Annotated in this window: 18 protein-coding genes; 10 read left to right on the plus strand and 8 right to left on the minus strand. The window is 67.2% G+C overall.

All coding sequences use genetic code 11. The annotated features are described in order from the left end of the window. Window positions 1-286: 286 nt before the first annotated feature. Complete coding sequence (locus AC07PT_RS03410) at window positions 287-988, minus strand: class I SAM-dependent methyltransferase (RefSeq protein ID WP_492348638.1); 702 nt, start codon at window positions 986-988, stop codon at window positions 287-289. A 105-nt stretch (window positions 989-1093) separates the two neighbouring features. Here AC07PT_RS03410 and AC07PT_RS03415 point away from each other — a divergent pair, with 105 nt between their 5' ends. The 4 genes from AC07PT_RS03415 (at window position 1094) to AC07PT_RS03430 (ending at window position 3449) form a co-directional block, all read left to right on the plus strand. Continuing rightward, a complete protein-coding gene (locus AC07PT_RS03415) occupies window positions 1094-2236 on the plus strand; it encodes an MBL fold metallo-hydrolase (protein WP_494655779.1) in 1143 nt (380 codons plus the stop codon). A 91-nt stretch (window positions 2237-2327) separates the two neighbouring features. Beyond that, a complete protein-coding gene (locus AC07PT_RS03420; RefSeq protein WP_492348500.1) occupies window positions 2328-2804 on the plus strand; it encodes an FKBP-type peptidyl-prolyl cis-trans isomerase in 477 nt (158 codons plus the stop codon). Between the two features lie 13 nt (window positions 2805-2817). Then, a complete protein-coding gene (locus tag AC07PT_RS03425; RefSeq protein ID WP_492348501.1) occupies window positions 2818-3219 on the plus strand; it encodes an SUI1 family translation initiation factor in 402 nt (133 codons plus the stop codon). Window positions 3220-3224: 5 nt separating this feature from the next. Continuing rightward, window positions 3225-3449, plus strand: a complete 225-nt coding sequence (locus tag AC07PT_RS03430) for a DUF3820 family protein (protein ID WP_494655780.1) — start codon at window positions 3225-3227, stop codon at window positions 3447-3449. 25 nt (window positions 3450-3474) lie between these two features. On the opposite strand, the gene AC07PT_RS03435 is transcribed toward AC07PT_RS03430, so the two are convergent. From AC07PT_RS03435 to tkt, 5 genes are all read right to left on the minus strand, one after another. Beyond that, window positions 3475-4644, minus strand: coding sequence for a GGDEF domain-containing protein (locus tag AC07PT_RS03435; RefSeq protein ID WP_494655781.1), 1170 nt, complete (start codon window positions 4642-4644; stop codon window positions 3475-3477). A 134-nt stretch (window positions 4645-4778) separates the two neighbouring features. Continuing rightward, entirely contained in the window at window positions 4779-5204 is a 426-nt protein-coding gene (locus tag AC07PT_RS03440) for a hypothetical protein (RefSeq protein ID WP_494655782.1), read from the minus strand. 2 nt (window positions 5205-5206) lie between these two features. Continuing rightward, window positions 5207-6352 (minus strand): branched-chain amino acid ABC transporter substrate-binding protein, encoded by a 1146-nt coding sequence (locus tag AC07PT_RS03445; RefSeq protein ID WP_494655783.1) that lies wholly within the window; start codon window positions 6350-6352, stop codon window positions 5207-5209. Between the two features lie 172 nt (window positions 6353-6524). Then, window positions 6525-7523 carry a type I glyceraldehyde-3-phosphate dehydrogenase gene (gap, locus tag AC07PT_RS03450; RefSeq protein WP_019573861.1) on the minus strand — a complete coding sequence of 333 codons (999 nt, stop codon included), beginning with the start codon at window positions 7521-7523 and terminating at the stop codon, window positions 6525-6527. An 82-nt stretch (window positions 7524-7605) separates the two neighbouring features. Next, window positions 7606-9669, minus strand: coding sequence for a transketolase (gene tkt / locus AC07PT_RS03455; RefSeq protein WP_494655784.1), 2064 nt, complete (start codon window positions 9667-9669; stop codon window positions 7606-7608). 138 nt (window positions 9670-9807) lie between these two features. Here tkt and AC07PT_RS03460 point away from each other — a divergent pair, with 138 nt between their 5' ends. From AC07PT_RS03460 to AC07PT_RS03480, 5 genes are read left to right on the plus strand one after another with little or no spacing between them, the layout of a single operon-like run. Then, window positions 9808-10209, plus strand: a complete 402-nt coding sequence (locus AC07PT_RS03460) for an S-adenosylmethionine decarboxylase family protein (RefSeq protein WP_494655785.1) — start codon at window positions 9808-9810, stop codon at window positions 10207-10209. A 3-nt stretch (window positions 10210-10212) separates the two neighbouring features. Beyond that, window positions 10213-10995 (plus strand): nucleotidyltransferase family protein, encoded by a 783-nt coding sequence (locus AC07PT_RS03465; RefSeq protein ID WP_494655786.1) that lies wholly within the window; start codon window positions 10213-10215, stop codon window positions 10993-10995. A gap of 40 nt (window positions 10996-11035) precedes the next feature. Next, window positions 11036-12445, plus strand: coding sequence for an aminopeptidase P N-terminal domain-containing protein (locus tag AC07PT_RS03470; protein ID WP_492348510.1), 1410 nt, complete (start codon window positions 11036-11038; stop codon window positions 12443-12445). 23 nt (window positions 12446-12468) lie between these two features. Beyond that, window positions 12469-15735, plus strand: coding sequence for a bifunctional diguanylate cyclase/phosphodiesterase (locus AC07PT_RS03475; RefSeq protein WP_494655787.1), 3267 nt, complete (start codon window positions 12469-12471; stop codon window positions 15733-15735). A 1-nt stretch (window position 15736) separates the two neighbouring features. Then, window positions 15737-16312 carry an MOSC domain-containing protein gene (locus AC07PT_RS03480; RefSeq protein ID WP_494655788.1) on the plus strand — a complete coding sequence of 192 codons (576 nt, stop codon included), beginning with the start codon at window positions 15737-15739 and terminating at the stop codon, window positions 16310-16312. A 13-nt stretch (window positions 16313-16325) separates the two neighbouring features. On the opposite strand, the gene AC07PT_RS03485 is transcribed toward AC07PT_RS03480, so the two are convergent. Together AC07PT_RS03485 and AC07PT_RS03490 are read right to left on the minus strand one after the other, a co-directional pair. Further along, on the minus strand, window positions 16326-16982 hold the full coding sequence (locus AC07PT_RS03485) for a glutathione S-transferase N-terminal domain-containing protein (RefSeq protein ID WP_494655789.1): 657 nt from the start codon (window positions 16980-16982) through the stop codon (window positions 16326-16328). A 168-nt stretch (window positions 16983-17150) separates the two neighbouring features. Beyond that, window positions 17151-18530, minus strand: coding sequence for an esterase-like activity of phytase family protein (locus AC07PT_RS03490; RefSeq protein WP_492348514.1), 1380 nt, complete (start codon window positions 18528-18530; stop codon window positions 17151-17153). Window positions 18531-18660: 130 nt separating this feature from the next. Here AC07PT_RS03490 and AC07PT_RS03495 point away from each other — a divergent pair, with 130 nt between their 5' ends. Continuing rightward, on the plus strand, window positions 18661-21462 hold the full coding sequence (locus AC07PT_RS03495; RefSeq protein ID WP_494655790.1) for a putative bifunctional diguanylate cyclase/phosphodiesterase: 2802 nt from the start codon (window positions 18661-18663) through the stop codon (window positions 21460-21462). Window positions 21463-21476 lie beyond the last annotated feature (14 nt).

The raw sequence follows: 21476 nt of genomic DNA on the forward strand, positions 1-21476 counted from the left end.
GGACTGCTGGATGAAGACAGGGGCCTGAAGGCCCCTGCGCTCGCTTACTTCGTGTCACGCCCTGCCCCCCCGAGGGGGCCCAGCCCGCCTTGGGGCGGCCCGGCGGCGGGCTGGACTGTGAGCCCCCACGCTCCCTCACTTCGTGTGGTCGCTGCCCCCCCGAGGGGGCCCAGCCCGCCTTGGGGCGGCCCGGCGGCGGGCTGTTCACTTCGTTGCAGGCCTGCTGGATGACGAAGAGGGCTGGAAGCACCCTCTAGGGTTGACGTGAGCTCGACCCTTTACCTGTTCAGGTGTGGCGCTGGTAGGTGAGCAGGCGGCCTTTGTAGGCGGCTTGGCTGAGGCGGGCGGGGTGGTCCAGGCGTTCTTCGGTTCTGGAGAAGCCTTGTTCGCTCATCTGCTTGTTGAACGCGGGGCGGTTGCCACGGTCGGGGTCAACGATCCAGACCTGGGCCGAAGCGCTGGCATGCTCGCCGATGAAATGCGCCAGGTCGGCGTGGGTGTCGCGCTCGTACAGCAGGTCGCTGCCCACGATGAGATCGAACAAGCCCTCGACTGACTCGCGCGGCTTTCGCGCAGGCGCGCCGGGCACGGCCTCGGGAGCGCCCCAGTGGCCATGGCGGTATTTCAGGGGCAGCAGGGCGTTGAGGCGCAGGTTCTCGAGCAGAAAGCCGCCCGTCAGTGGGTGGCAGTCGCTGGCGGTCACATCAGAGCCGCGGCGGTGGGCCACCAGGCTGGCCAGGGCCAGGCCACAGCCGATCTCCAGAATGCGCTCGCCGGGGCACAGCACGCGGCTGCCCATGCGGGCGGCCAGTTCAGCGCCCGAGGGCCACAGCAGGCCGAACAAGGGCCAGGTGGCCGAGGAGATGCCCAGGGTTTCGGCTTCGCCGTCGGGGTCAGAGAACTGCTGGTGATCCAGCAGGGATCGGATGATGAGGTCGTCAACGCCCGCAACGGCGATGCTCTCTTGCTTGGTGTCGTAGCCGGGCATCGTCGGGGCCCGGTCGGCTTGAATGACCTGGGCTGGGGGCAGAAAGAAGAGGGCCATTATGCTCCCCTCCCTTTTCAGGCCAGGGGAGGCGCCACAATGCGGCCCATGCCTCTGTTCCCCCACGTCGGGCGCCGACTGCGCCTCGCCTGCCCCTGCCTCAGCCTGGTCCTGGCCGGGCTGTTGTCGGGCTGCAGCAGCCCGCCGCCCGGCGACAACGCCAGCAGCCCGCACCACGACGCCAAAGGCTTTCACAACCCCAGCGGCGTGCAGGTCGAAAAGCCCCTGGACGACCTGCTGCGCTGGCAATGGGAGAAATGGCGCGACGGCCTGCCCACGGCAGCGGGCCAACCCACACCCCAGCAGACGCCAGACCTGGCTTTTGTGCAGGCCAACGCACGCGCTGGTGCACAGATGCAGCCCGCACTCACCTGGATCGGCCACGCCAGCACCCTGGTGCAGGCCAGTGGCCTGAACGTGCTGACCGACCCCATGTTTTCGCAGCGCGCCTTCATGGTGCAGTGGATCGGCCCGCAGCGCCAACAGCCCCCGGGTCTGACACTGGCCCAACTGCCTCACATCGACGTGGTGCTGATTTCGCACAACCACTACGACCACCTGGACCGCGCCAGCGTACAGGCGCTGGCGGCCCAGGCCGGTGGCTCGCCCCTGTTCCTGGTGCCGCTGGGCCTGAAGGCCTGGATGCAGGACCAAGGCATTGCCCGCGTAGAAGAACTGGACTGGTGGCAGGAGCGGCGTGTTGCCGGGGTGGACTTTGCGCTCACCCCGGTGCAGCACTGGTCGGCGCGCAGCCTGAACGATCACAACCATTCGCTGTGGGGCGGCTGGGCCGTGATGGGGCCGGATTTTCACTGGTACTTCAGCGGCGACACCGGCTACAGCACCGATTTCGTGACCACCCGCGAGCGGCTGGCGGCACGCCAGGGGCTCAGCCAGGGGGGTGGCTTTGACCTGGCCCTGATCGCCATCGGCGCCTACGCGCCGCGCTGGTTCATGAAGGAACAGCACGTGAACCCCGACGAGGCGGTCCAGGTGCACCTGGACCTGGGTGCCAAGCGCAGCGTCGGCGTTCACTGGGGCACCTTCTTGCTCAGCAACGAGGCGCTGGACCAGCCCCCGCGGGACCTGGCCCTGGCACGCCAGGCCCGTGGTCTGGGCGAGGCCGATTTCAGCGTGATGGCCCTGGGCGAAACCCGGCGCCTGCCCCGACGCGCGCCCAGCGCCCCCTGAGCCTCGCAGGCCTCAGTGCGGTCATTCGGACGGGCGAGGCCGCAGTGCGCGACAATGCGGGCCTTGTTTTTTCAGCCCACAAAGGCCGCGCATGAAGATCGATAAAGACACCGTCGTCACCCTGCAATTCAAGGTGGCCAATGCCCAGGGGCAACTGATCGAGCAGAGCAAGACCCCCATGGTCTACCTGCACGGCGGCTACGACAACACCCTGCCCAAGATCGAAGAGGCGCTGCAAGGCCAGGAGGCTGGCTACAAGGTGCTGCTGAAGCTGCAGCCCGAAGACGCCTTCGGTCTGCGCGACGAAAGCCTGGTGCGCGTGATCCCCAAGGCCGAGTTCCCGCCCGGCGTGAAGGTGGGCGGCCAACTCGAAGGCCGCAACGACCAGGGGCAGCCGCAGATCTACCACGTGGTCAAGATCAAGGGCCCGCAAGTGCACCTGGATGGCAACCACCCCCTGGCCGGCCAGGCCCTGCAGTTCACCCTGCACGTGACGGATGTGCGAGCTGCCAGCGAAGAAGAGATTGCCCACCGCCACGTGCACGGCGAGCACGGCCACCACCACTGAGGCCTGCGCCGCCATGAAAAAGAACGGACTGGCCGACCTGGCCCAATTGGCCAGCCTGGGCGGCCTGGTGACCACGCCGGCCGCCGAACGCAGTTGCCCCGGCTGCGCCCAGCCGCTGGACCAATGCCGCTGCGAGGCAATGGCCCAGGAACGTACCCAGAAGGCAGCGCTGAAAGGGGCGGCCGTGCGGGTGTGGCTGGAGACCAAGGGCCGGCGCGGCAAGGGGGTGACCGTGGTGAAGGGACTGCCGCTGGAGGCCAGCGCACTGGACGCCCTGGCCAAACAACTCAAGGCCGCCTGTGGTTCGGGCGGCACGGCCAAGGACGGCGACATCGAAATCCAGGGTGACCACCGCGACACCGTGCTGGCCACCTTGCTCAAGCAGGGTTATGCGGCCAAGCGTGCCGGGGGCTGAGCCTCATGAAACCCGAAGACTTGCAACGCCTGGTGAGCACCGAGATGCCCTTTGGCAAGCATAAGGGCACCCTGCTGGCCGACCTGCCGGGCCCCTACCTGAACTGGTTTGCCCGCGAAGGGTTTCCCCAAGGTGACATCGGCAGACTGCTGGCGCTGATGCATGAGATCGATCACAACGGCCTGTCCGAGTTGCTGCAGCCGCTGCGTGCTGCGGCACGGCAGCGCTGACAACGCAAGGGTTCTGTTCAGGCGCTCACGCTCTCGCGACCCCACGCTGGGCCTTGAGCAGGGCTTTTTCCGCGTACATGCGCAAGTCGGCCACCTTGACCAGATCACCGGGCTGGCTGGCGTCTTCAGGCCAGCGCGCCAGGCCCAGGCTGACTTCGATGTCCACCGGGCTCCCGCTGGCCAGGCACATGGGGCCGTTGACGGTCTTGCGCAGGCGGTGCACCGCCTGTTCTCCGGTGCTGAGGGAGGACAGATCGTGGATCAGGATCACAAATTCATCCCCGCCGAGGCGGGCCACAAAGTCGCCGCCCCGGGCAAACTCGCGCAGGCGCCGAGCCACCTCGATCAGCACCGCGTCACCGGCGTCATGGCCCAGGCGATCATTGACCTGCTTGAAGCCATTGAGGTCGGCCATCACCAGGCCGAAGGACTGGTGGCTGCGCTCGCAGCGCGCCACCTCGCGGTCCAGGGTTTCATCAAAGTAGCGCCGGTTGGGCAGATCGGTCAGCGCATCCTCGCGGGCCAGCGCCAGCACCCGGCTTTGCGCCTGCTGGTAGCAGGCCAGGCTGATGCTGTAGGTCCAGCCCACGATGAACAGCACCAGCATCAGGTACAGCACGCCCTGAAAGGGATGGCCCTGAATGCTCTGGTCATCGGGGGCGAGGCAGGCCAGCACCCAGCGTGTGGCCATGGCCGCCGCCATCAACAGCAGGAAAAAGCCGGCCACCCGGTGCACCAGGCGCTCTTCGGGCCGGCTGTGACGGCACATCACCCAGGCTGACAGGAGCAGCAAGAGCACACTGAAGGCGTCGTGGATCTGATAGCGCAGCACCGCATGCGCGTGGTTGAGCACGGACGACAGCAAGGCGGCCGGCACCAGCACCCACAGGGCGCGAGGCCAGTAGTTGCCCGCGGGATGCCCCCTGAAACGCAGACAGCCCTGCAACAGCAGCATCAAGGTGCTCAGGCCGGCCGCATGGTTGACGATCAGTGCCTGCGAAAACGACCAGCCCGCCCCCAACGCCACCGGGATGGCCAGAAAACCCACCGACATCGTGGCCGAGGCAGCCATCCACCAGCGCAGGCCGGCCACCTCGCGGTTGATGCGCCAGACTGTGTACATGACCAACAAGGTCACCTGGGCCACCATCGAAACGACCACGGACAAGGTCTCGCGGTCCAACATCCATCGCATCTGAGATTGCGCTTTCCGGGGTGCTTTTTGCCCCACCAGCCCGGGTCACACAACCCGGGTCCATGACCATTGTCGACCGCCCCAACCGTCGTGGCTTGATTTTGATCAAGGCCCGGCGGCAGGCCGCAGGGCGCTCAGCAGGCCAGGGATTCGAAGAAGGTCAGCCCCGCCGGGTCACAGCACAGGCCCTGGCCCTGCCAGGTCCAGAGCTCGCCCCGACGGCCCCACAGGCGCAGGCTCAACGGGCCCTCCAGGCGTGCCGGCAAAGGCAGTTGCCGCAGGCGCTGGCCTTGCCACTGCAACTCGCCGTCCAGCAAAGCGCCCAGAGGCAGTTCCGCCGTGTCGACCCCAGGCGCAGGGGCGGGCCACAGGTCGAGCAGCAGCCCGCGCAAATGGCCTTGTCGAGGGCGATCACCCGGCTGCTGGGCCGAGGCAACCACCGCCGCGGCGGCCCAGCGCAGCTGCAGGCCGGCCCCCCTGTGGGCAGCCGGCCAGGCCTGCACACCGGCCAGCTCGGAGTCGGCGAAATGCAGGCTCAGCGCCGAAGAGGGCTGGCCCATGCTCAGTTCAAGGGGGTGCGCACGCCGTCGCGGTAGCCGTACAGGGTGACGGCCGGCTGAGTCAGCTCACCCTTGGCCGTGAAGGCGATCTGGCCGGTCACACCATGGCGGTTGGTCTTGGCCAGGGCCGGCAGGTACACCTTGGGGTCGGTGGAGCCGGCGGCCTTCATGGCGTCGATCAGCACCAGGGTGGCATCGTAGGCGTAGGGGCTGTAGATCTGGAACTGGCCCGGGAAGCGGGTGTCATAGCGCTTTTTCCACTCGGGGCCCCCCTGCATCTTGGCCACTGACGCGCCGCCGGTGGCACAGGTCACACCCGCCAGCGGCGCGGCCTTGGCCGACAGCTCAGCCAGCTTTTCGGTGCACAGCGCGTCGCCGCCGAACAGCTTCACGTCCCCCAGACCCAGTTGCTCCATCTGGCGCAGCATGGGGCCGGCCTGGGCATCCAGCCCGCCGTAGAAGATGGCATCGGGCTTCTTGGATTTGATGGCCGTGAGGATGGCCATGAAATCGGTCGCCTTGTCGTTGGTGAACTCTTCGCCCACCACGGTCAGGCCTTTTTGCAGGGCCGTGGCCTTGAACACGCCGGCCACGCCCTGGCCATAGGCGGTGCGGTCGTCGATGATGGCCACGCGCTTGACCTTGAGCGCATCGGCGGCGTAGTAGGCCAGTGCGGCGCCCAGGGCGTTGTCGTTGGCAATCAGACGGAACGTGGTCTTGTAGCCGGGCTTGGTCAGATCGGGGTTGGAGGCCGAGGCGGTGATGTTGGGCAGGTCGCACTTGGCGTAGATCGTCGCCGCCGGGATCGAGGTGCCCGACTGCAGGTGGCCCACCACGCCAGCCACCTTGGCATCGCACATCTTCTGGGCCACGGCGGTGGCCTGGCGCGGATCGCCCGCATCGTCTTCGGCGGCCAGCTCAAAGCGGATCTTCTTGCCGCCGATCACGGGGTTCTGGGCATTGGCTTCTTCGATGGCCAGGCGCACGCCGTTTTCGGTGTCCTTGCCGATGTGGGCAATGCCGCCCGAGACGGGGCCCGCGTGGCCGATCTTCACCACCTGCACCTCCTGGGCCGACACCGCGGCGGTCAGGGCCAGCACCGCGGCGGCAGCCAGGGTGGAGCGGAGGAATCGAGCTTGTGTTTTCATGGAGAGTTTCCCTTGTGCGGCTGCAGAAATCAGGCCCTGGATCGGAACAGCCACCTCCGATCCCGGCCACCCACGGGCGTGGCGCTGCACAGAGTCCATGCAAGGCGACACACCAGGGCAGATTCCAAAAACAAAACGCGCCCAAAGGCGCGTTTTGCAGAGTCAACGAGACTTACTTGGCGACGACACGCACCATTTCGAGGCACTTGTTCGAGTAGCCCCATTCGTTGTCGTACCAGCTCACCACCTTCACGAAGGTGCTGTCCAGGGCGATGCCGGCTTCGGCGTCGAACACCGAGGTGCACGATTCACCGCGGAAGTCGGTGGCCACCACCTTGTCTTCGGTGTAGCCCAGCACGCCCTTCAGAGCGCCTTGCGACTGGGCCTTCATTTCGGCGCAGATTTCGGCGTAAGAGGCAGCGCTGTTGAGTTCCACCGTCAGGTCGACCACCGACACATCGGAGGTGGGCACGCGGAAAGACATGCCGGTCAGCTTCTTGTTGAGCTCAGGAATCACCACGCCCACGGCCTTGGCAGCACCGGTGCTGCTGGGGATGATGTTTTCCAGGATGCCGCGGCCGCCGCGCCAGTCCTTGTTGCTCGGGCCGTCCACGGTCTTTTGCGTGGCGGTGGCCGCGTGCACGGTGGTCATCAGGCCGCGCTTGATGCCCCACTTGTCGTTCAGCACCTTGGCCACGGGGGCCAGGCAGTTGGTGGTGCACGAAGCGTTGGAGACGATGGCCTGGCCAGCGTAGGTCTGGTGGTTCACGCCGTAGACGAACATCGGGGTGTCGTCCTTGGACGGGGCCGACAGGATCACCTTCTTCGCGCCAGCGGCCAGGTGCTTCTCAGCGGTTTCCTTGGTCAGGAACAGGCCGGTGGATTCGATCACCACGTCGGCGCCCACTTCGTTCCACTTCAGGTTGGCCGGATCGCGCTCGGCCGTCAGGCGGATCTTCTTGCCATTGACCACCAAGGTGTTGCCTTCGACAGCGATGTCACCCTTGAAGCGGCCGTGCACGCTGTCGTACTTCAGCATGTACGCCAGGTAGTCGGGCTCGAGCAGGTCGTTGATGCCGACGATTTCGATGTCGGAGAAGTTCTGCACCGCAGCGCGAAACACCATGCGGCCGATGCGGCCGAAGCCGTTGATGCCAACCTTGATAGCCATGTCAGTCTCTTTCCTGGAGTTAAAAAATGAACAAGGGGCGGCCGGCGTCGGGCGCCGGCTCGTTTGATTTGCTTCGTGTGGGTTACTTCTTCTTGGCTTTGCCCAAGGCCACCAACACGGTGTCGGTGACGTTTTCGGCGGTGAAGCCGAAATGCTTGAACAGCACCGGGGCCGGGGCCGACTCACCATAGGTGTCGATGCCCACCACCGCGGCGACGCCGTACTTCCACCAGCCATCGGTGCTGCCCATCTCGACCGCCACGCGCGGCAGGCCAGCCGGCAACACCGACTTCTTGTAGGCCAGGGTCTGGCGATCGAAGGTGGTGGTGCTGGGCATGGAGACCACGCGCACATAAACCTTCTTCTCGGCCAGCAGCTTCTGGGCGGCCAGCGCCAGCTGCACTTCGGAGCCGGTGGCGATGATCACGCCCTGGGGCTTGCGCTTGATGCCGATGTCGGCCGGCTCGCTCAGGATGTAGGCACCGCGGCTGATCTCGCCCAGGTCTTTCTTGGGCGAGTAGGGCAGATTCTGGCGCGACAGCAGCAGGGCGGTCGGGCGGTTCTTGTTTTCCAGGGCCACGGCCCAGGCGATGGTGGTTTCAGCCGTGTCGGCCGGGCGCCACACATCGAGGTTGGGGATCAGGCGCAGGCTGGCGGCGTGTTCGATCGACTGGTGGGTCGGGCCGTCTTCGCCCAGGCCGATGGAGTCGTGGGTGAACACATGGATCACGCGCTGCTTCATCAGCGCCGCCATGCGGATGGCATTGCGGCTGTAGTCGCTGAAGGTCAGGAAAGTGCCACCGTAGGGGATGAAACCGCCATGCAGGGCCACGCCGTTCATGACCGCAGCCATGCCGAACTCGCGCACACCGTAGTTGATGTGGCGGCCGCCGACCAGTTGGCCATCGGCCGCAGCGGTCTGAACCACCTCACCGGCGGCGTCAAAGCGCAGGTTGGGGGTGCTCTTGGTGTTGGTGAGGTTGGAGCCGGTCAGGTCGGCCGAGCCACCCAGCAGCTCGGGCAACGCGGCGGTGAAGGCTTCCAGGGCCAGCTGGCTGGCCTTGCGGCTGGCCACGGTCTCGGCCTTGGTGTGGGCGGCGATGGCGGCATCAACCGCCACCTGGGCGAAGTTCTTCGGCAACTCGCCGGCCATGCGGCGCAGCAGCTCGGCGGCCAGCTCGGGGTGGGCGGCCTGGTAGGCGGCAAAGCGGGTGTTCCACTCGGCTTCAGCGGCGGTGCCACGGGCCTTGCCGTCCCAGGCGGCGTAGACGTCGGCCGGGATCTCGAAGGGGGCGTGCGGCCAGCCCAGCGCTTCGCGGGTCAGGGCGATTTCCTCGGCACCCAGGGGTTCGCCGTGGGCCTTGGCGGTGTTGGCCCGGTTGGGCGAGCCCTTGCCGATGGCGGTCTTGCAGATGATCAGGGTGGGGGCCGCGTTCTGGCCCTTGGCCTGCGCAATGGCTTGCGACACGGCGTCCACGTCGTGGCCGTCCACCGGGCCGATCACGTTCCAGCCATAGGCCTGGAAGCGCTGCGCGGTGTTGTCGATGAACCAGGGGGCGACCTGACCGTCGATGGAAATGCCGTTGTCGTCGTACAGGGCGATCAGCTTGCCCAGTTTCCAGGCGCCGGCCAGGGCGGCCGCTTCGTGGCTGATGCCTTCCATCAGGCAGCCGTCGCCCATGAAGACATAGGTGTGGTGGTCGACCACGGCATGGCCGTCGCGGTTGAACTCCTTGGCCAGCAGCTTCTCAGCCAGCGCAAAACCCACGGCATTGGTGATGCCCTGGCCCAGGGGGCCGGTGGTGGTTTCCACGCCGGGGGTGATGCCCACTTCGGGGTGGCCTGCGGTCTTGCTGTGCAGCTTGCGGAAGTTCTTCAGCTCTTCGATCGGCAGCGGGTAGCCGGTGAGGTGCAGCAGCGCGTAGATCAGCATCGAGCCGTGACCGTTGGACAGCACGAAGCGGTCACGGTCCAGCCATTGCGGCTGACTCGGGTTGTGCTTGAGGTGCTGACCCCACAGGGCCACGGCCATGTCGGCCATGCCCATCGGGGCACCGGGGTGACCGGAGTTGGCGAGTTGAACGGCGTCCATGGCCAGCGCGCGGATCGCGTTTGCCATGTCTTGTTGTTGCTGGGTGTTGGCCATCGGGAGAAGCTCCGGATTGGAGGGTCTGGGGGAAACCCCGCATTTTACCGGGCCCGCCCGACCCAGGTCGCGAAGCCCGCTTTCAGGGCCACCTTCCGCCTCATTCAACCCCTGACTTGCACTAAAGTGGAGCCTCTTATGCTTGGCCTTCATCTGACCGCTGATTTGCACGACTGCCGCTGCGAGCCCCATTGGCTGCAGGACGCGCCAGCCCTGGGCCAGGCCTGCCTGGAGGCCGTGGCGGCCACCGGCCTGCAGGCGGTGAGCCAACTGTTGCACCCCTTCCCGGCCGGTCCCAAGGGCCCCGGCGGGGTTACCGCCACCGTGCTGCTGGCGGAATCGCATCTGTGCGTGCACACCTGGCCCGAGCTGAGCGCGGTGAGCCTTGATGTCTATGTGTGCAATGTGGGCGCCGACCACGGCCACCAGGCCCGCGCCCTGCTGGCCCGGCTGCTGAGCCTGTTCCAGCCCGGCCGCCAGCGGCTGCAAGAGCTGCAGCGTGGCAGCCTGGTCGACGCGGCCCACCCCACCCCGGTCTGATCCATGAACCCCACGCTAGACGCCCTTCTTCAAGACACCCCGGCCATGCTGCTGGCCGCGGGCCGCGGTGAGCGCATGCGCCCGCTCACCGACCGGCAGCCCAAGCCGCTGCTGGCGGTGCAGGGTCGCCCGTTGCTGCAATGGCAGCTGGAGGCCCTGGCGCGGGACGGCTGCCGCCGCGTGCTGATCAACACCGCCTGGCTGGGTCAGCAGATCCAGGATTTTTTCGGGTCGACCTGCCAGACCGCGCACGGCCCGCTGGCGCTGAGCTACTCCGACGAGGCCGCTGCCTTTGGGGGTGCGCTGGAGACCGCGGGCGGCATTGCCCGCGCGCTGCCCCAACTGGGCGAGGTGTTCTGGCTGGCCGCCGGCGATGTCTTTGCCCCCGACTTCGTGTTCGACCCACAGGCCCTGGCCCGGTTTCGCGCCGGCGACGCCCTGGCTCACCTGTGGCTGGTGCCCAACCCGGCGCACAACCCACGCGGCGACTTCGGCCTGAGCCCCGAGGGCCTGGCCCTGAACCTGCCGCCCGACCACCCTGGGCCCCGCCACACCTACAGCACCATCGGCCTGTACCGTGCCGACCTTTTCAAGCACCCCTGGTGTGACATCGCGCCCGGCAACCCGCAAGGCCAGGCCGCGCCGCTGGCCCCGCTGCTGCGCCGCGCTATGGACGCGGGCCGCGTGAGCGCCAGCCTGTACACCGGCCGCTGGACCGACGTGGGCACGCCCGAACGCCTGGCCCAATTGAACGAGCCCCTGAACGAGCCCCTGAACGCGGCCTGATCCGCCCCACCACAGCCCACCCCGCCGCCGAAAGCCCGCCATGTCCGACCTCCCTGTCCTTGCCCCCACCCCTTTGAGCGTCTATGCCGAACGCCGCGCCCGCGTGGCCCAGGCCATCGGGCCCAACGGCATCGCCATCGTGCCCACCGCACCCGAGCGCCAGCGCAACCGGGACAGCGATTTCCTGTACCGGCACGACAGCTACTTCTACTACCTGACCGGCTTCACCGAACCCAACGCCTGGCTGGTCATCACCGGCGACGGCCACAGCACCTTGTGGTGCAACCCCAAGGACCTGGAACGCGAGATCTGGGATGGCTACCGCCTGGGCCCCGATGCGGCCCCTGCCGCCCTCGGCGTGGACACCGCCTGGCCGGTGACCGAACTGGACACCCGCCTGCCCAAGCTGCTGGAAAACCGCGACGTGGTGCACTTTCCTTTCGCCACCCACAAAGGCCTGGAAACCCGCGTTGACGGCTGGCTGAGCCAGGTGCGCGCCCGGGTGCGCTTCGGCGCCCTGTGCCCGGCCATGCAACGCGACCTGTGCGGGGTTCTTGACGAGATGCGCCTGATCAAGGACGAGCATGAACTGGCCATCATGCGCCGGGCCTCGCAGATCAGCGCCCGCGCCCATGTGCGCGCCATGCAGCTCAGCGCCAGCCGCCTGCGCGCCGGCCAGGACGTGCGCGAGTACCACCTGGACGCCGAACTGCTGCACGAGTTCCGGCGCCATGGATCACAGTACCCGGCCTACAGCTCCATCGTGGCCGCCGGGGCCAATGCCTGTGTGCTGCATTACCGGGCCGATGCCGCCCCGGTGCGCGACGGCGAGCTGGTGCTGATCGATGCCGGCTGCGAGCTCGACAGCTACGCCAGCGACATCACCCGCACCTTCCCGGCCAACGGCCGCTTCAGCGGACCACAGCGGGCCCTGTACGACCTGGTGCTGGCCTCGCAGGACGCGGCCGTGGCCGCCACCCACGCCGGCGCGCGCTTCAACGACCCGCACGACGCCACCGTGGCGGTGCTGGCGCAAGGCCTGCTCGACCTGGGCCTGCTCGACCGCAACACCGTGGGCAGCGTGCAGGACGTGATCGAAAACCGCAGCTACTTCCCGTTCTACATGCACCGCACCAGCCACTGGCTGGGCATGGATGTGCACGATTGCGGCAGCTATGTGGAGCCCACCGAGCTGGGCCACAGCAGCCAGCGGCGTGACCCGCTGTCGGGCGAGACCATCACCAACCGGCCCAGCCGAATCCTGCACCCGGGCATGGTGTTGACCCTCGAACCCGGCCTGTATGTGCGGCCGGCCCCGGGCGTGCCCGAGGCTTTCCACCACATCGGGATCCGCATCGAGGACGATGCCGTGGTCACGGCTCAGGGCTGCGAGCTGATCACCCGCGACGTGCCGGTGAAGGCCGACGAGATCGAAGCGCTGATGCGCTGAGGCGCTGAGTTGCAGACGACCTGATGAATCAGCCCGAACCCCGCCCCGAGCGCCGTGCCCTGCGCCTGATCGCCAACGAAAAGACCGTGCCGCGCCTGCACCTGGTCGGCACGCTGGTGGTGGTGCTGAGCCTGACGCTGGCCCTGGTGGGGTTTTTCTCGTGGCAGAACCTGGCCGAGCAACGCGCCTCGCTGCAACGGGTGGAGGCGGTGTTGCAACAGCAGCAGCAGCAACGCCTGTCCGCCGAGATGGACTCGGCCCTGAGCTACGTCGAGTTTGTGCGCTCTCGCACCCACGATGTGCTGCGCCGCAGCCTGGTCAATCAGGTCGACAACGCCATGCAGGTGGCCGACGCCATCTACCAGCGTGAAGCCACGCGGCGGCCGCCGGCCGAAGTTCGCCAACTGATCGTCGAAGCCCTGCGCCAGGTGCGCTTCTACGACGGACGGGGCTACTACTTCATCGATGACATGGAGGGCCGCTTCATCCTGTTGCCCACCGCGCCCCAACTCGAAGGCAAGTTGTCGCCGGACAACCGCGACGACACCGGGCATCCCATCATGAAAGGTCTGATCGAGGCCGCCCGCAAGCCCCGCGGTCAAGGCTTCTCGCAGTACCGCTGGTACTTGCCGGATCAACCCAAAAAAATGGCGGACAAGCTGGCCTATGTGCGCTACTTTGCGCCCTACGACTGGTTGATCGGCACCGGCGACTACACCTCGAAATGGGATGAGCTTCAGCAGCAGGAAGCGCTGGCCCACCTGCGCTCGCTGCGCTTCGGCGTCAGCGGCTACTTCGGCCTGGTCGACCGCGAAGGCCGCTCACTGCTGTCCCCCTCCAACGCCTCACTGGAAGGGTTGCACTATTCCGGCCTGCCGCCAGCCGAAGCAGCCGCGGTGGAAAAGATCTTCCACACCGGGCAGAACGGCGGCGGCTTCATCCACTACGAGTGGCCCCACCCCAACACCGGCCAGATGAGCCCCAAGACCGCGCTGGTCAAGGTCATCGAGCCCTGGGGCTGGGTGATTGCCGCGGCCGTGTTCGACAACGAACTGGAGTCGTCGATCACCCGCGAGCGCCAGTTGTATGAGGACGGCAGCCCACAGCGCTGGCTGACCCTGGGCCTGGCCGTGCTCGCCGCCCTGGGGGTGGCGCTGGGCGCCTCGCTGCTGTTCTCGCGCTGGTCACGCCGCCTGTTCCTGGCCTACCACCGTGAAAACGCCCGCCACCTGGAGGCCTTGCGCCAGCAGGCGGCCGAGCTCAAGACTCTGTCACGCGCCATGGCGCAAAGCCCGGTGTCCATCATGATCACCGACACCGGCGCCTGCATCACCTATGTGAACCCCGAGTTCGAACGCATGAGCGGCTACGCCCAGGCCGAGGTGCTGGGCCAGTTGCCGCAGTTCCTGCGTGCCCCCGGCGAGGACAAGGCCCGTTACGAAGAGATCTGGGAGGTGGCGAGCAAAGGCCAGCCCTGGCAGGGCGAGCTGCCGATCCAATGCCAGAACGGCGCCATGCTGTGGCACAAGGTGCAGGTGTCGCCGGTGCTCAACGACCAGGGCCACATCACGCAGTACCTGGTCATCCTGGAGGACGTGACCGAGCGGCGCCGCATCGAGGCCGAGCAGCGCATTGCAGCCACCGCCTTCGAAACGCAAGAGGGCATGATGGTGGCCGACAGCCAGGGCGTGATCCTCAAGATCAACCAGGCCTTCACCGAGATCACCGGCTACAGCTCGCAGGACGTGGTGGGTCAGACGCCCCAGATCCTCAAGTCGGGCCGGCATGACCGCACCTTCTACGAAAACCTGTGGAAATCGGTGCTCGAAACCGGCCAGTGGCGAGGCGAGATCTGGAACCGGCGCAAAAACGGCGACATCTTCCCCGAGTGGCTGACCATCACTGCGGTCAAGAGCGAAGGTGGCGAGGTGACGCACTACGTGAGCACGCTGACCGACATCACCCAACGCAAGGCGGCCGAGAACGAGATCCGGCACCTGGCCTTCTTCGACCCGCTGACCAGCCTGCCCAACCGCCGCCTGCTGCTGGATCGCCTGCGCCAGGCCCTGGCCGCCAGCGTGCGGCGCCAACGCAATGGCGCGCTGATCTTCATCGACCTGGACAACTTCAAGACCCTCAACGACACCCTGGGGCACGACAAGGGCGACCTGCTGCTGCAGCAGGTGGCACGTCGCCTGCTGCACAGCGTGCGCGAAACCGACACCGTGTCGCGCCTGGGCGGCGACGAGTTCGTGGTCATGCTCGACGGACTGGACGGCAACCCGGTGGATGCTGCCCGCCAGGCCGAGACGGTGGGCGAGAACATCCGACTGGCCCTGAACCAGCCTTACGACCTGGCCGGCAACGAATACCACTGCTCGCCCAGCATGGGTGTGGCGCTGTTCGACCAGCATTCGCAGGTGGACGACATGCTGCAGCGCGCCGACCTGGCCATGTACCAGGCCAAGGCGGCCGGGCGCAACACACTGCGCTTCTTCGACCCCGCCATGCAGGCCCTGGTGGCCGAACGCGCCGCCCTGGAATCGGACCTGCGCGTGGGCATCCGCGACGGTCAGTTGCTGCTGGCCTACCAGGCCCAGGTGAGCGCCGCCGGCCAGGTTCTGGGGGCCGAGGCCCTGGTGCGCTGGCAACATCCGCAGCGGGGCCTGGTGTCACCCGCCGACTTCATCCCGATGGCTGAAGAAACCGGGCTGATCCTGCCCCTGGGCCTGTGGGTGTTGACCGAGGGCTGCCGCCAACTCGCCGAGTGGGCCCAAAGCCCGGCCCATGCCCACCTGACCCTGGCCATCAACGTGAGCGCCCGCCAGTACCGGCAGGCCGACTTCGTGCAGCAGGTGCTGGACACCCTGTCCGCCACCGGTGCCCCAGCCCAGCGGCTCAAGCTGGAACTGACGGAAAGCCTGCTGCTGCACGACGTGGAAGACATCATCACCAAGATGGGCGCCTTGCAGACCCATGGCGTGGGCTTCTCGCTGGATGACTTCGGGACCGGCTACTCCAGCCTGAGCTACCTCAAGCGACTGCCGCTGGACCAGCTGAAGATCGACCAATCCTTTGTGCGCGATCTGCTGGAGGACGCCAACGACGCCACCATCGCGCGCACCATCGTGGCCCTGGGCAAGAACCTGGGCCTGGCAGTGATCGCCGAAGGGGTGGAAACCACCGAACAACGCGACCGCCTGGCCAGCTATGGCTGCGATGCCTACCAGGGCTACCTGTACGGGCGCCCCGCCAGCGCCGCCGAACTGCCCCTGAACGGGAAGGTTTGAGATGCAACTGCTCAGCGTGAACACCGGCCGCGTGCGCCCCCTGCAGATCCAGGGGCGACGCATCATGACAGCCATTGGCAAGACCCCGGTCGACGGGCCGGTGGGCGTGGCCCGGCTGGGCCTGGCCGGTGACGAACAGGCGGATCCCAGCGTGCATGGCGGCCTGTCCAAGGCGGTCTATGCCTGGCCCGCCGAGCATTACCCCTGGTGGCAGCAGCAACGGCAGCAGGCGGGTGTCAGCCTGTTCGACGAGCCTTTGCCACCGGGTTTCGCGGGCGAGAACCTGACGTTGACAGGGCTGCTGGAAGCCCAGGTCTGGGTGGGGGACGAGCTGCACTTTCCCGACTGCGTGCTGCGCGTGGCCGCCCCACGCGAGCCTTGCTTCAAGTTCAACGCCGTGATGGGCTTTGCCCAGGCCGCACGCCTGATGGCCCAAAGTGCCCGTTGCGGCTTTTACCTCTCGGTGGTGCAGGAAGGCACGCTCACCGCCGGCCAGCGCTTCGAGCTGAGCCCCGGCCAACGCGGCCTGGGCATTGTGGAAGCCCTGGCCGCCAAGTGGGCCAAGCATCGGAACTGAATACAGCTCACCGTCAGAACCGCTGCTCGGCGTCCTCAGGGCGCCAGGCAGACCAGCGCACCATCACGCTGTCGAACAAGGGGCTGCTCAGCCAATGGGTGAGCCACTGCTGAAGCCCAGGCAAGGGCGCCTGGGCCCACCAGGCGGCATCCACCTGGGCGAACTGGCGCACAAAGGGCATCAGGGCTGCATCGAGCAGGCCGGGCCGGGGGCCCAGCAAGTGCGGTCCGCCCTGCGCCTGCCACAGGGCCTCCAGGGGCTGAAGATGTTGGGCCAGTGCCTGCTCACACCAGTGGCTGGCCAGGTGCTCCGGGTGGCGTTCGGGATACTTGTAGCGGTCCAGCAGGGCCTTGAACATCCCGTCGTTGCTGGCCAGCCAATGCTGGGTCAGCGCCGCTTCGCGGCTGCCGTCGGGGGGCAGCCAGCCCTGGGGATCGTGCAGCACCAACGCCCAACGCATGATGTCCAGGCTCTGATCGATCACCTCACCCGTGGGCAGCACCAGCACCGGCACCGTGCCCTTGGGGTTGGCCGCGAGCAGTTCGGCCGGCTTGTCGCGCAGCACCACCTCGCGCAGGGCCACCGGCACGCCCGCGGCCTTCAAGGCCAGCCGGGCCCGCATGGCATAGGGGCAGCGCCGGAACGAATACAGCACGGGCAAAGAAGTCATGGCGCGAGTCGACAAGCGGATTCAAGAGGCCCGATTCTGCCGTGTCACATCGCCGCCCCCAAAAAAGCGGCCCGATGCGCATGAACGCACCGGGCCGACCAAGGACTGACGGCAAGAAAAAAGTGACGACTTTGAAAAATGCGCGGGTGCGCAGACTGCGCAGTGGGCTCAGCGCGCCTTCAGGAACTCGGCCACGTCGAGCAGCACCAGTTCGTTGTCATCGGCCTGGTTGGGCTCGCGGCTGCTGGAGAAGGGCAGGTTGTTGTCATTGCCCACCACGATGTGGGTGGCATCCACCACGTCGACGTTCTCGATGGTGAAGAAGGGGAAGGTGAGCACGCCCTGGTTCAGCGGCTTGCGTGCCAGGTGGGCCGGGTCGGCGATGTTGAGCAGATCGATGTAGCCGATCTTGCGCACCGCAGCCCCCACGTTGGCCTCGTTCAACTCGATCTTGTAGACGCGCTTGAACTTGGCCAGGTCATGGAAGCAGTCGGGGCGCTGCTGGCCTTCGGGACAGGCCTTGTCGGCCGTGCCTTCACCGTTGTCGCGCTCGATGATCATGCCGGTGCTGTCATCGATCATGTTGAAGTCGCCAATCGCATGGTGGCCGGCTTCCAGCACGTACTTCCAATGACGCCCGGTCCACCGCTCGGTCTTCACGTCGAATTCGAGCACGCGCAGGTAGGGCTTGCCCTCCAGCGATTCGTAGGCCTTGGCCTCGGGGTTCCACAGGGCGCCTTCGAGCAGGGCGTAAAGCTTGCTGCCGTCCTTGGACGAGGCCATGCCCTCGAAGCCCTTGGAGCGGCGCACCTGGAAGTCCACCGTGCCGCCCGGGGCGGCAGGCGTGGTCAGGGCCGGGTGGTCGGGCGAGCGCACGGCCTTGCCATCCACCAGGGTGTCGAACACCGCCAACACCTTGCCCTTCATGTCGGCCTTGATCAGGAAGGGGCCCAGTTCGTCGCCGATCCAGATCGAACCACCGGCCAACTGAAAGCTTTCGGTATCGAAGTCGGATCCAGTCAGGTAGCGCTCAGGCGTGCCTTCGTGAACGATGCGGAAGGGGACCTTCTTGTCGGGATCATGCAGAAAGACCGTGTCCAGGCGCTTGAAGTGGCCGCTCTTGAAATCCACCGCGTAGTGGTTCAGGTACAGCATGAAGTCGGGCGAATTGGCTTTGGCACCCGCGCCGTTGTCGGTGATGATCCAGAAGGTGCCGTCGGCCATGTGCTTGATGCCCGAATGGCCCTGCAGCGGCTGGCCCTTGAAGGGCAGCGATACGCCGGTCGGACGGCCGAACGACAGGCCGGGCACCGAGCCCAGCTTCTCGACCCGCACGCCGGTGGTGTACTTGCCGCTGGTCTGCAGGTCTTGCGGCGCGTTCTTGGGCGCCGGCACAAAGCTCTGCGCCGGCAACACGGCATGGCCTGCCAGACGGGCCTCGAAAGCCTGGGGTGCAGCAGTGTTGGACTGGGCGGCCACGGGCAAGGCCCAGAGGCAGGCCGTCACGGCCAGGATGGAAGCGGCAACAGAATTGAGAGCGCGGGACATCTGAAAAATCATCACAACAGAAAACAAGCCGCCACTGTCGAGCCCCGCCATGACGCGCTGATGACAGGGATTTCCCGCGAAGGATGGTGGCAATTGGTTACAACTTTGCTTTGTTGGTTAGGATGGTTTGGTGCAGCTCCTCTCCGCCTCCGAAAGCTATCTGCTGGGTCGCCGTTTTCGGCGCCTGTTGCACTGGGCTGGGTGGGCGGCGGGGCTGGGCTTGATCGGCCTGGGCCTGTGGTCGATCGCGCTGGATTACCGCAGCACCCGCCGCCTGGCCCATGACAACAGCCAGCAACTGACCGAAAGCCTGCGCCACCTGAGCGAGCAGACACTGGAGCAGGCCTCACTCAGCCTGAGCAGTCTGGGTCAGGAATTGATGCCCACCCGCGGCCCGCACACCCCGCCCGATGCCCGCGCCTTGCAGGCCCTGCTGGAGGGCGCCATCCGCTTCGACAGCGTGTCCCAGCTGCTGTTTGTGCGCCGCGGCGACGAGCTGGTGGCCGCCGACCGGAACCAGCACCTGCCCCCCGAGGCGCTGCAGCCGCTGCGCCAGTTGCCGGCCCCCGAGGTGGCGGGCCCCTTGCAGCTGCTGGCGCCGATCCGCCTGGGCGATCAAGACGAGTTGCTGCCGGTGCTGATGCGCCTGAGCAGTGGCGCATCGGGCCCCGAGTGGCTGCTGGGCGCCCTGATTCCGCTGGCGGCCTTGCGCCCGCCCGCACCGCCGCAGGACAGCGATGCACAGGCCCCGCTCAACCTGCTTGAGCAGGCGGTGTACCTGCCCGATGGCCAGGTGCTGATGCGCACCGGTGGGTTCATGCCGGGCGCCGGGCGCATGGCCCCCGAATCGGCCCTGCTGGCCCGGCTGGCCCACGAGCAACCGGCCGGCGAGTTCATGACCTCGATCGGCCAGGGGCTGGACCTGTCGGGCACCTTCAGGCGCTCCGGGCGCTATCCGCTGTTGGTGGCCAGCCTGCAAGCCGAGACCCAGGTGCTGGCCCCCTGGCGGCAACGCAGCGCCACCAAGGGGGTGATGCTGGCCCTGGCGCTTCTGGCGCTCGGACTGGGCACCCGCGCACTGCAGCGCATGCTGCAGGTGCTGGCCACCAGCGAGACGGTGTACCGGCGCCTGTTCGAGGACGTGGCCGATGGCGTGCTGGTGCTGGACCCTGCAGGCCGTGTGCTGGCGCTGAACCCGGCGGCATTGCGCCTGACCGGGCGCCAGCAGGGCGAAGAGGTGGTGGGACACGCCCTGTCGGAGTTCTTTCCCCACCCCATTGACCCGGCCACCGGCCAGCCCAGCGCCCTGCCACGCCAGCGCATGCAACGCGCACTGGCCGGAGAGCACCTGCGCTTCGAATACAGTTTTGACGCCCCGCAGACGCAGCAGCGTGTGGACTGCGAGATGCGCCTGTCGGCCTTCACGCTGGATGGCGCGCCCCAGTTGTTGTGCCTGGTGCGCGACCTGAGCGAAGAGCGCCGCTTCAACCGCCAGCAGGACTACCTGGCCAACCACGACCCACTGACCGGCCTGCCCAACCGGCACAGCCTGTTGCGCCAGCTGGACGAGCGCATCGAACGCCAGCCCGGCCATCGCTTCGAGCTGGTGTTCGTGAACCTGGCGCGCTTCAAGGAGATCAACGAAGCCTTTGGCCACCGGGCTGCCGACATGGTGCTGGAAATCACCTCCCGGCGCCTGGAGCGCCAGCTGCTCGCCCATGGCTGGAGCCTGGCGCGGGCCGGCGGCACCGACTTCGTGGCCGTGCCTCCGGCGCCCCATGACGCGGCAAATGACGCGGCCCGCGACACGTCCCAGGACACGGCCCATGACGCTGCGTTTAACGCGGCTTTCGACCCGGCGATGAAATCGAAGCCTGACCCGACGCCCGTCCTGCCGACCGAGGCCGTGTGCGAACTGATGGTGCGGGTCAGCCGCGAACCGATCACGCTGGGCGACACCGCCGTCGAGCTGCATCTGAAGCTGGGCAGCGCCGCCTACCCTGCCGACGCGCCTGATGCCGGGCAGTTGCTTCGCTGCGCGGATGTGGCGGCCGCCCGGGCGCGCACCGTGGTGGGATCGCAGGTGCGCTACAGCCGCAGCTTCGAACACGCCCCCGGGCACGACCTGAAGATGCGCTCAGAACTGTCGGCCGCCATCCGCGGCGGCCAGTTGCAACTGGCCTGGCAACCCAAGCTGTGGCTGGAAAGTCGAGAGCTGGAAGGGGTGGAGGCCCTGCTGCGCTGGCACCACCCGCGCCTGGGCTGGATCCCGCCGTCCGAGTTCATTCCGCTGGCCGAATCCACTGAACTGATCTACCCGCTGACCCGCTGGGTGATCAGCGCGGCACTCGACCAGATGGCCCGCTGGCAGGCCCGGGATCAGGCGTTGAAGGTCGCCGTCAACATCAGCGCCAACAACCTGCAGGACCCCGACTTCACCGACCACATCAAAACCCTGCTGGTGCAGAAAAAGGTGGCCGCCCAGTGGCTGGAGCTGGAGGTCACCGAGTCGGCCCTGGCCGTCAACCCCGACCTGGTGCTGCGCCGCCTGCAGGAGCTGCGGGCCGCCGGCATGGCGCTGGCGCTGGACGACTTCGGCACCGGCTTCTCCAGCCTCTCGTATGTGAGCCAGTTTCCCTTCACCAGCATCAAGATCGACCGCAGCTTTGTGAGCGCGCTGCTACGCAGTCCGCGCGACCGCCACGTGGCCGAGTCGACCATCGCCCTGGGCCGCAAGCTGGGCCTGCGCACCGTGGCCGAAGGGGTCGAGGATGACGCCACCGCCGCGGCCCTGATGGCGCTGGATTGCGATGTCGGCCAGGGCTATCTGTTTGCCAAGCCCTTGATGGCGCCGGCCTTCGAGCACTGGCGGCACGCGCATCAGAGCAAGCTGCTGGCGGCACGCCACCAGGCCGCCGGGCAACACCGCTAGGGTCGCCGGCCACC

It is taken from the genome of Curvibacter sp. GW821-FHT09D12 (genome assembly GCF_059416245.1).

Coding starts and splice junctions, on each gene's coding strand:
- AC07PT_RS03445 (WP_494655783.1), bottom strand. CDS start 6,352: ATGAAAACACAAGCTCGATTCCTCCGCTCCACCCTGGCTGCCGCCGCG.
- gap (WP_019573861.1), bottom strand. CDS start 7,523: ATGGCTATCAAGGTTGGCATCAACGGCTTCGGCCGCATCGGCCGCATG.
- AC07PT_RS03490 (WP_492348514.1), bottom strand. CDS start 18,530: ATGTCCCGCGCTCTCAATTCTGTTGCCGCTTCCATCCTGGCCGTGACG.
- AC07PT_RS03430 (WP_494655780.1), top strand. CDS start 3,225: ATGAAACCCGAAGACTTGCAACGCCTGGTGAGCACCGAGATGCCCTTT.
- AC07PT_RS03470 (WP_492348510.1), top strand. CDS start 11,036: ATGTCCGACCTCCCTGTCCTTGCCCCCACCCCTTTGAGCGTCTATGCC.
- AC07PT_RS03485 (WP_494655789.1), bottom strand. CDS start 16,982: ATGACTTCTTTGCCCGTGCTGTATTCGTTCCGGCGCTGCCCCTATGCC.
- AC07PT_RS03425 (WP_492348501.1), top strand. CDS start 2,818: ATGAAAAAGAACGGACTGGCCGACCTGGCCCAATTGGCCAGCCTGGGC.
- AC07PT_RS03410 (WP_492348638.1), bottom strand. CDS start 988: ATGCCCGGCTACGACACCAAGCAAGAGAGCATCGCCGTTGCGGGCGTT.
- AC07PT_RS03480 (WP_494655788.1), top strand. CDS start 15,737: ATGCAACTGCTCAGCGTGAACACCGGCCGCGTGCGCCCCCTGCAGATC.
- AC07PT_RS03435 (WP_494655781.1), bottom strand. CDS start 4,644: ATGCGATGGATGTTGGACCGCGAGACCTTGTCCGTGGTCGTTTCGATG.
- AC07PT_RS03460 (WP_494655785.1), top strand. CDS start 9,808: ATGCTTGGCCTTCATCTGACCGCTGATTTGCACGACTGCCGCTGCGAG.
- AC07PT_RS03465 (WP_494655786.1), top strand. CDS start 10,213: ATGAACCCCACGCTAGACGCCCTTCTTCAAGACACCCCGGCCATGCTG.
- AC07PT_RS03440 (WP_494655782.1), bottom strand. CDS start 5,204: ATGGGCCAGCCCTCTTCGGCGCTGAGCCTGCATTTCGCCGACTCCGAG.
- AC07PT_RS03475 (WP_494655787.1), top strand. CDS start 12,469: ATGAATCAGCCCGAACCCCGCCCCGAGCGCCGTGCCCTGCGCCTGATC.
- AC07PT_RS03420 (WP_492348500.1), top strand. CDS start 2,328: ATGAAGATCGATAAAGACACCGTCGTCACCCTGCAATTCAAGGTGGCC.
- tkt (WP_494655784.1), bottom strand. CDS start 9,669: ATGGCCAACACCCAGCAACAACAAGACATGGCAAACGCGATCCGCGCG.
- AC07PT_RS03415 (WP_494655779.1), top strand. CDS start 1,094: ATGCCTCTGTTCCCCCACGTCGGGCGCCGACTGCGCCTCGCCTGCCCC.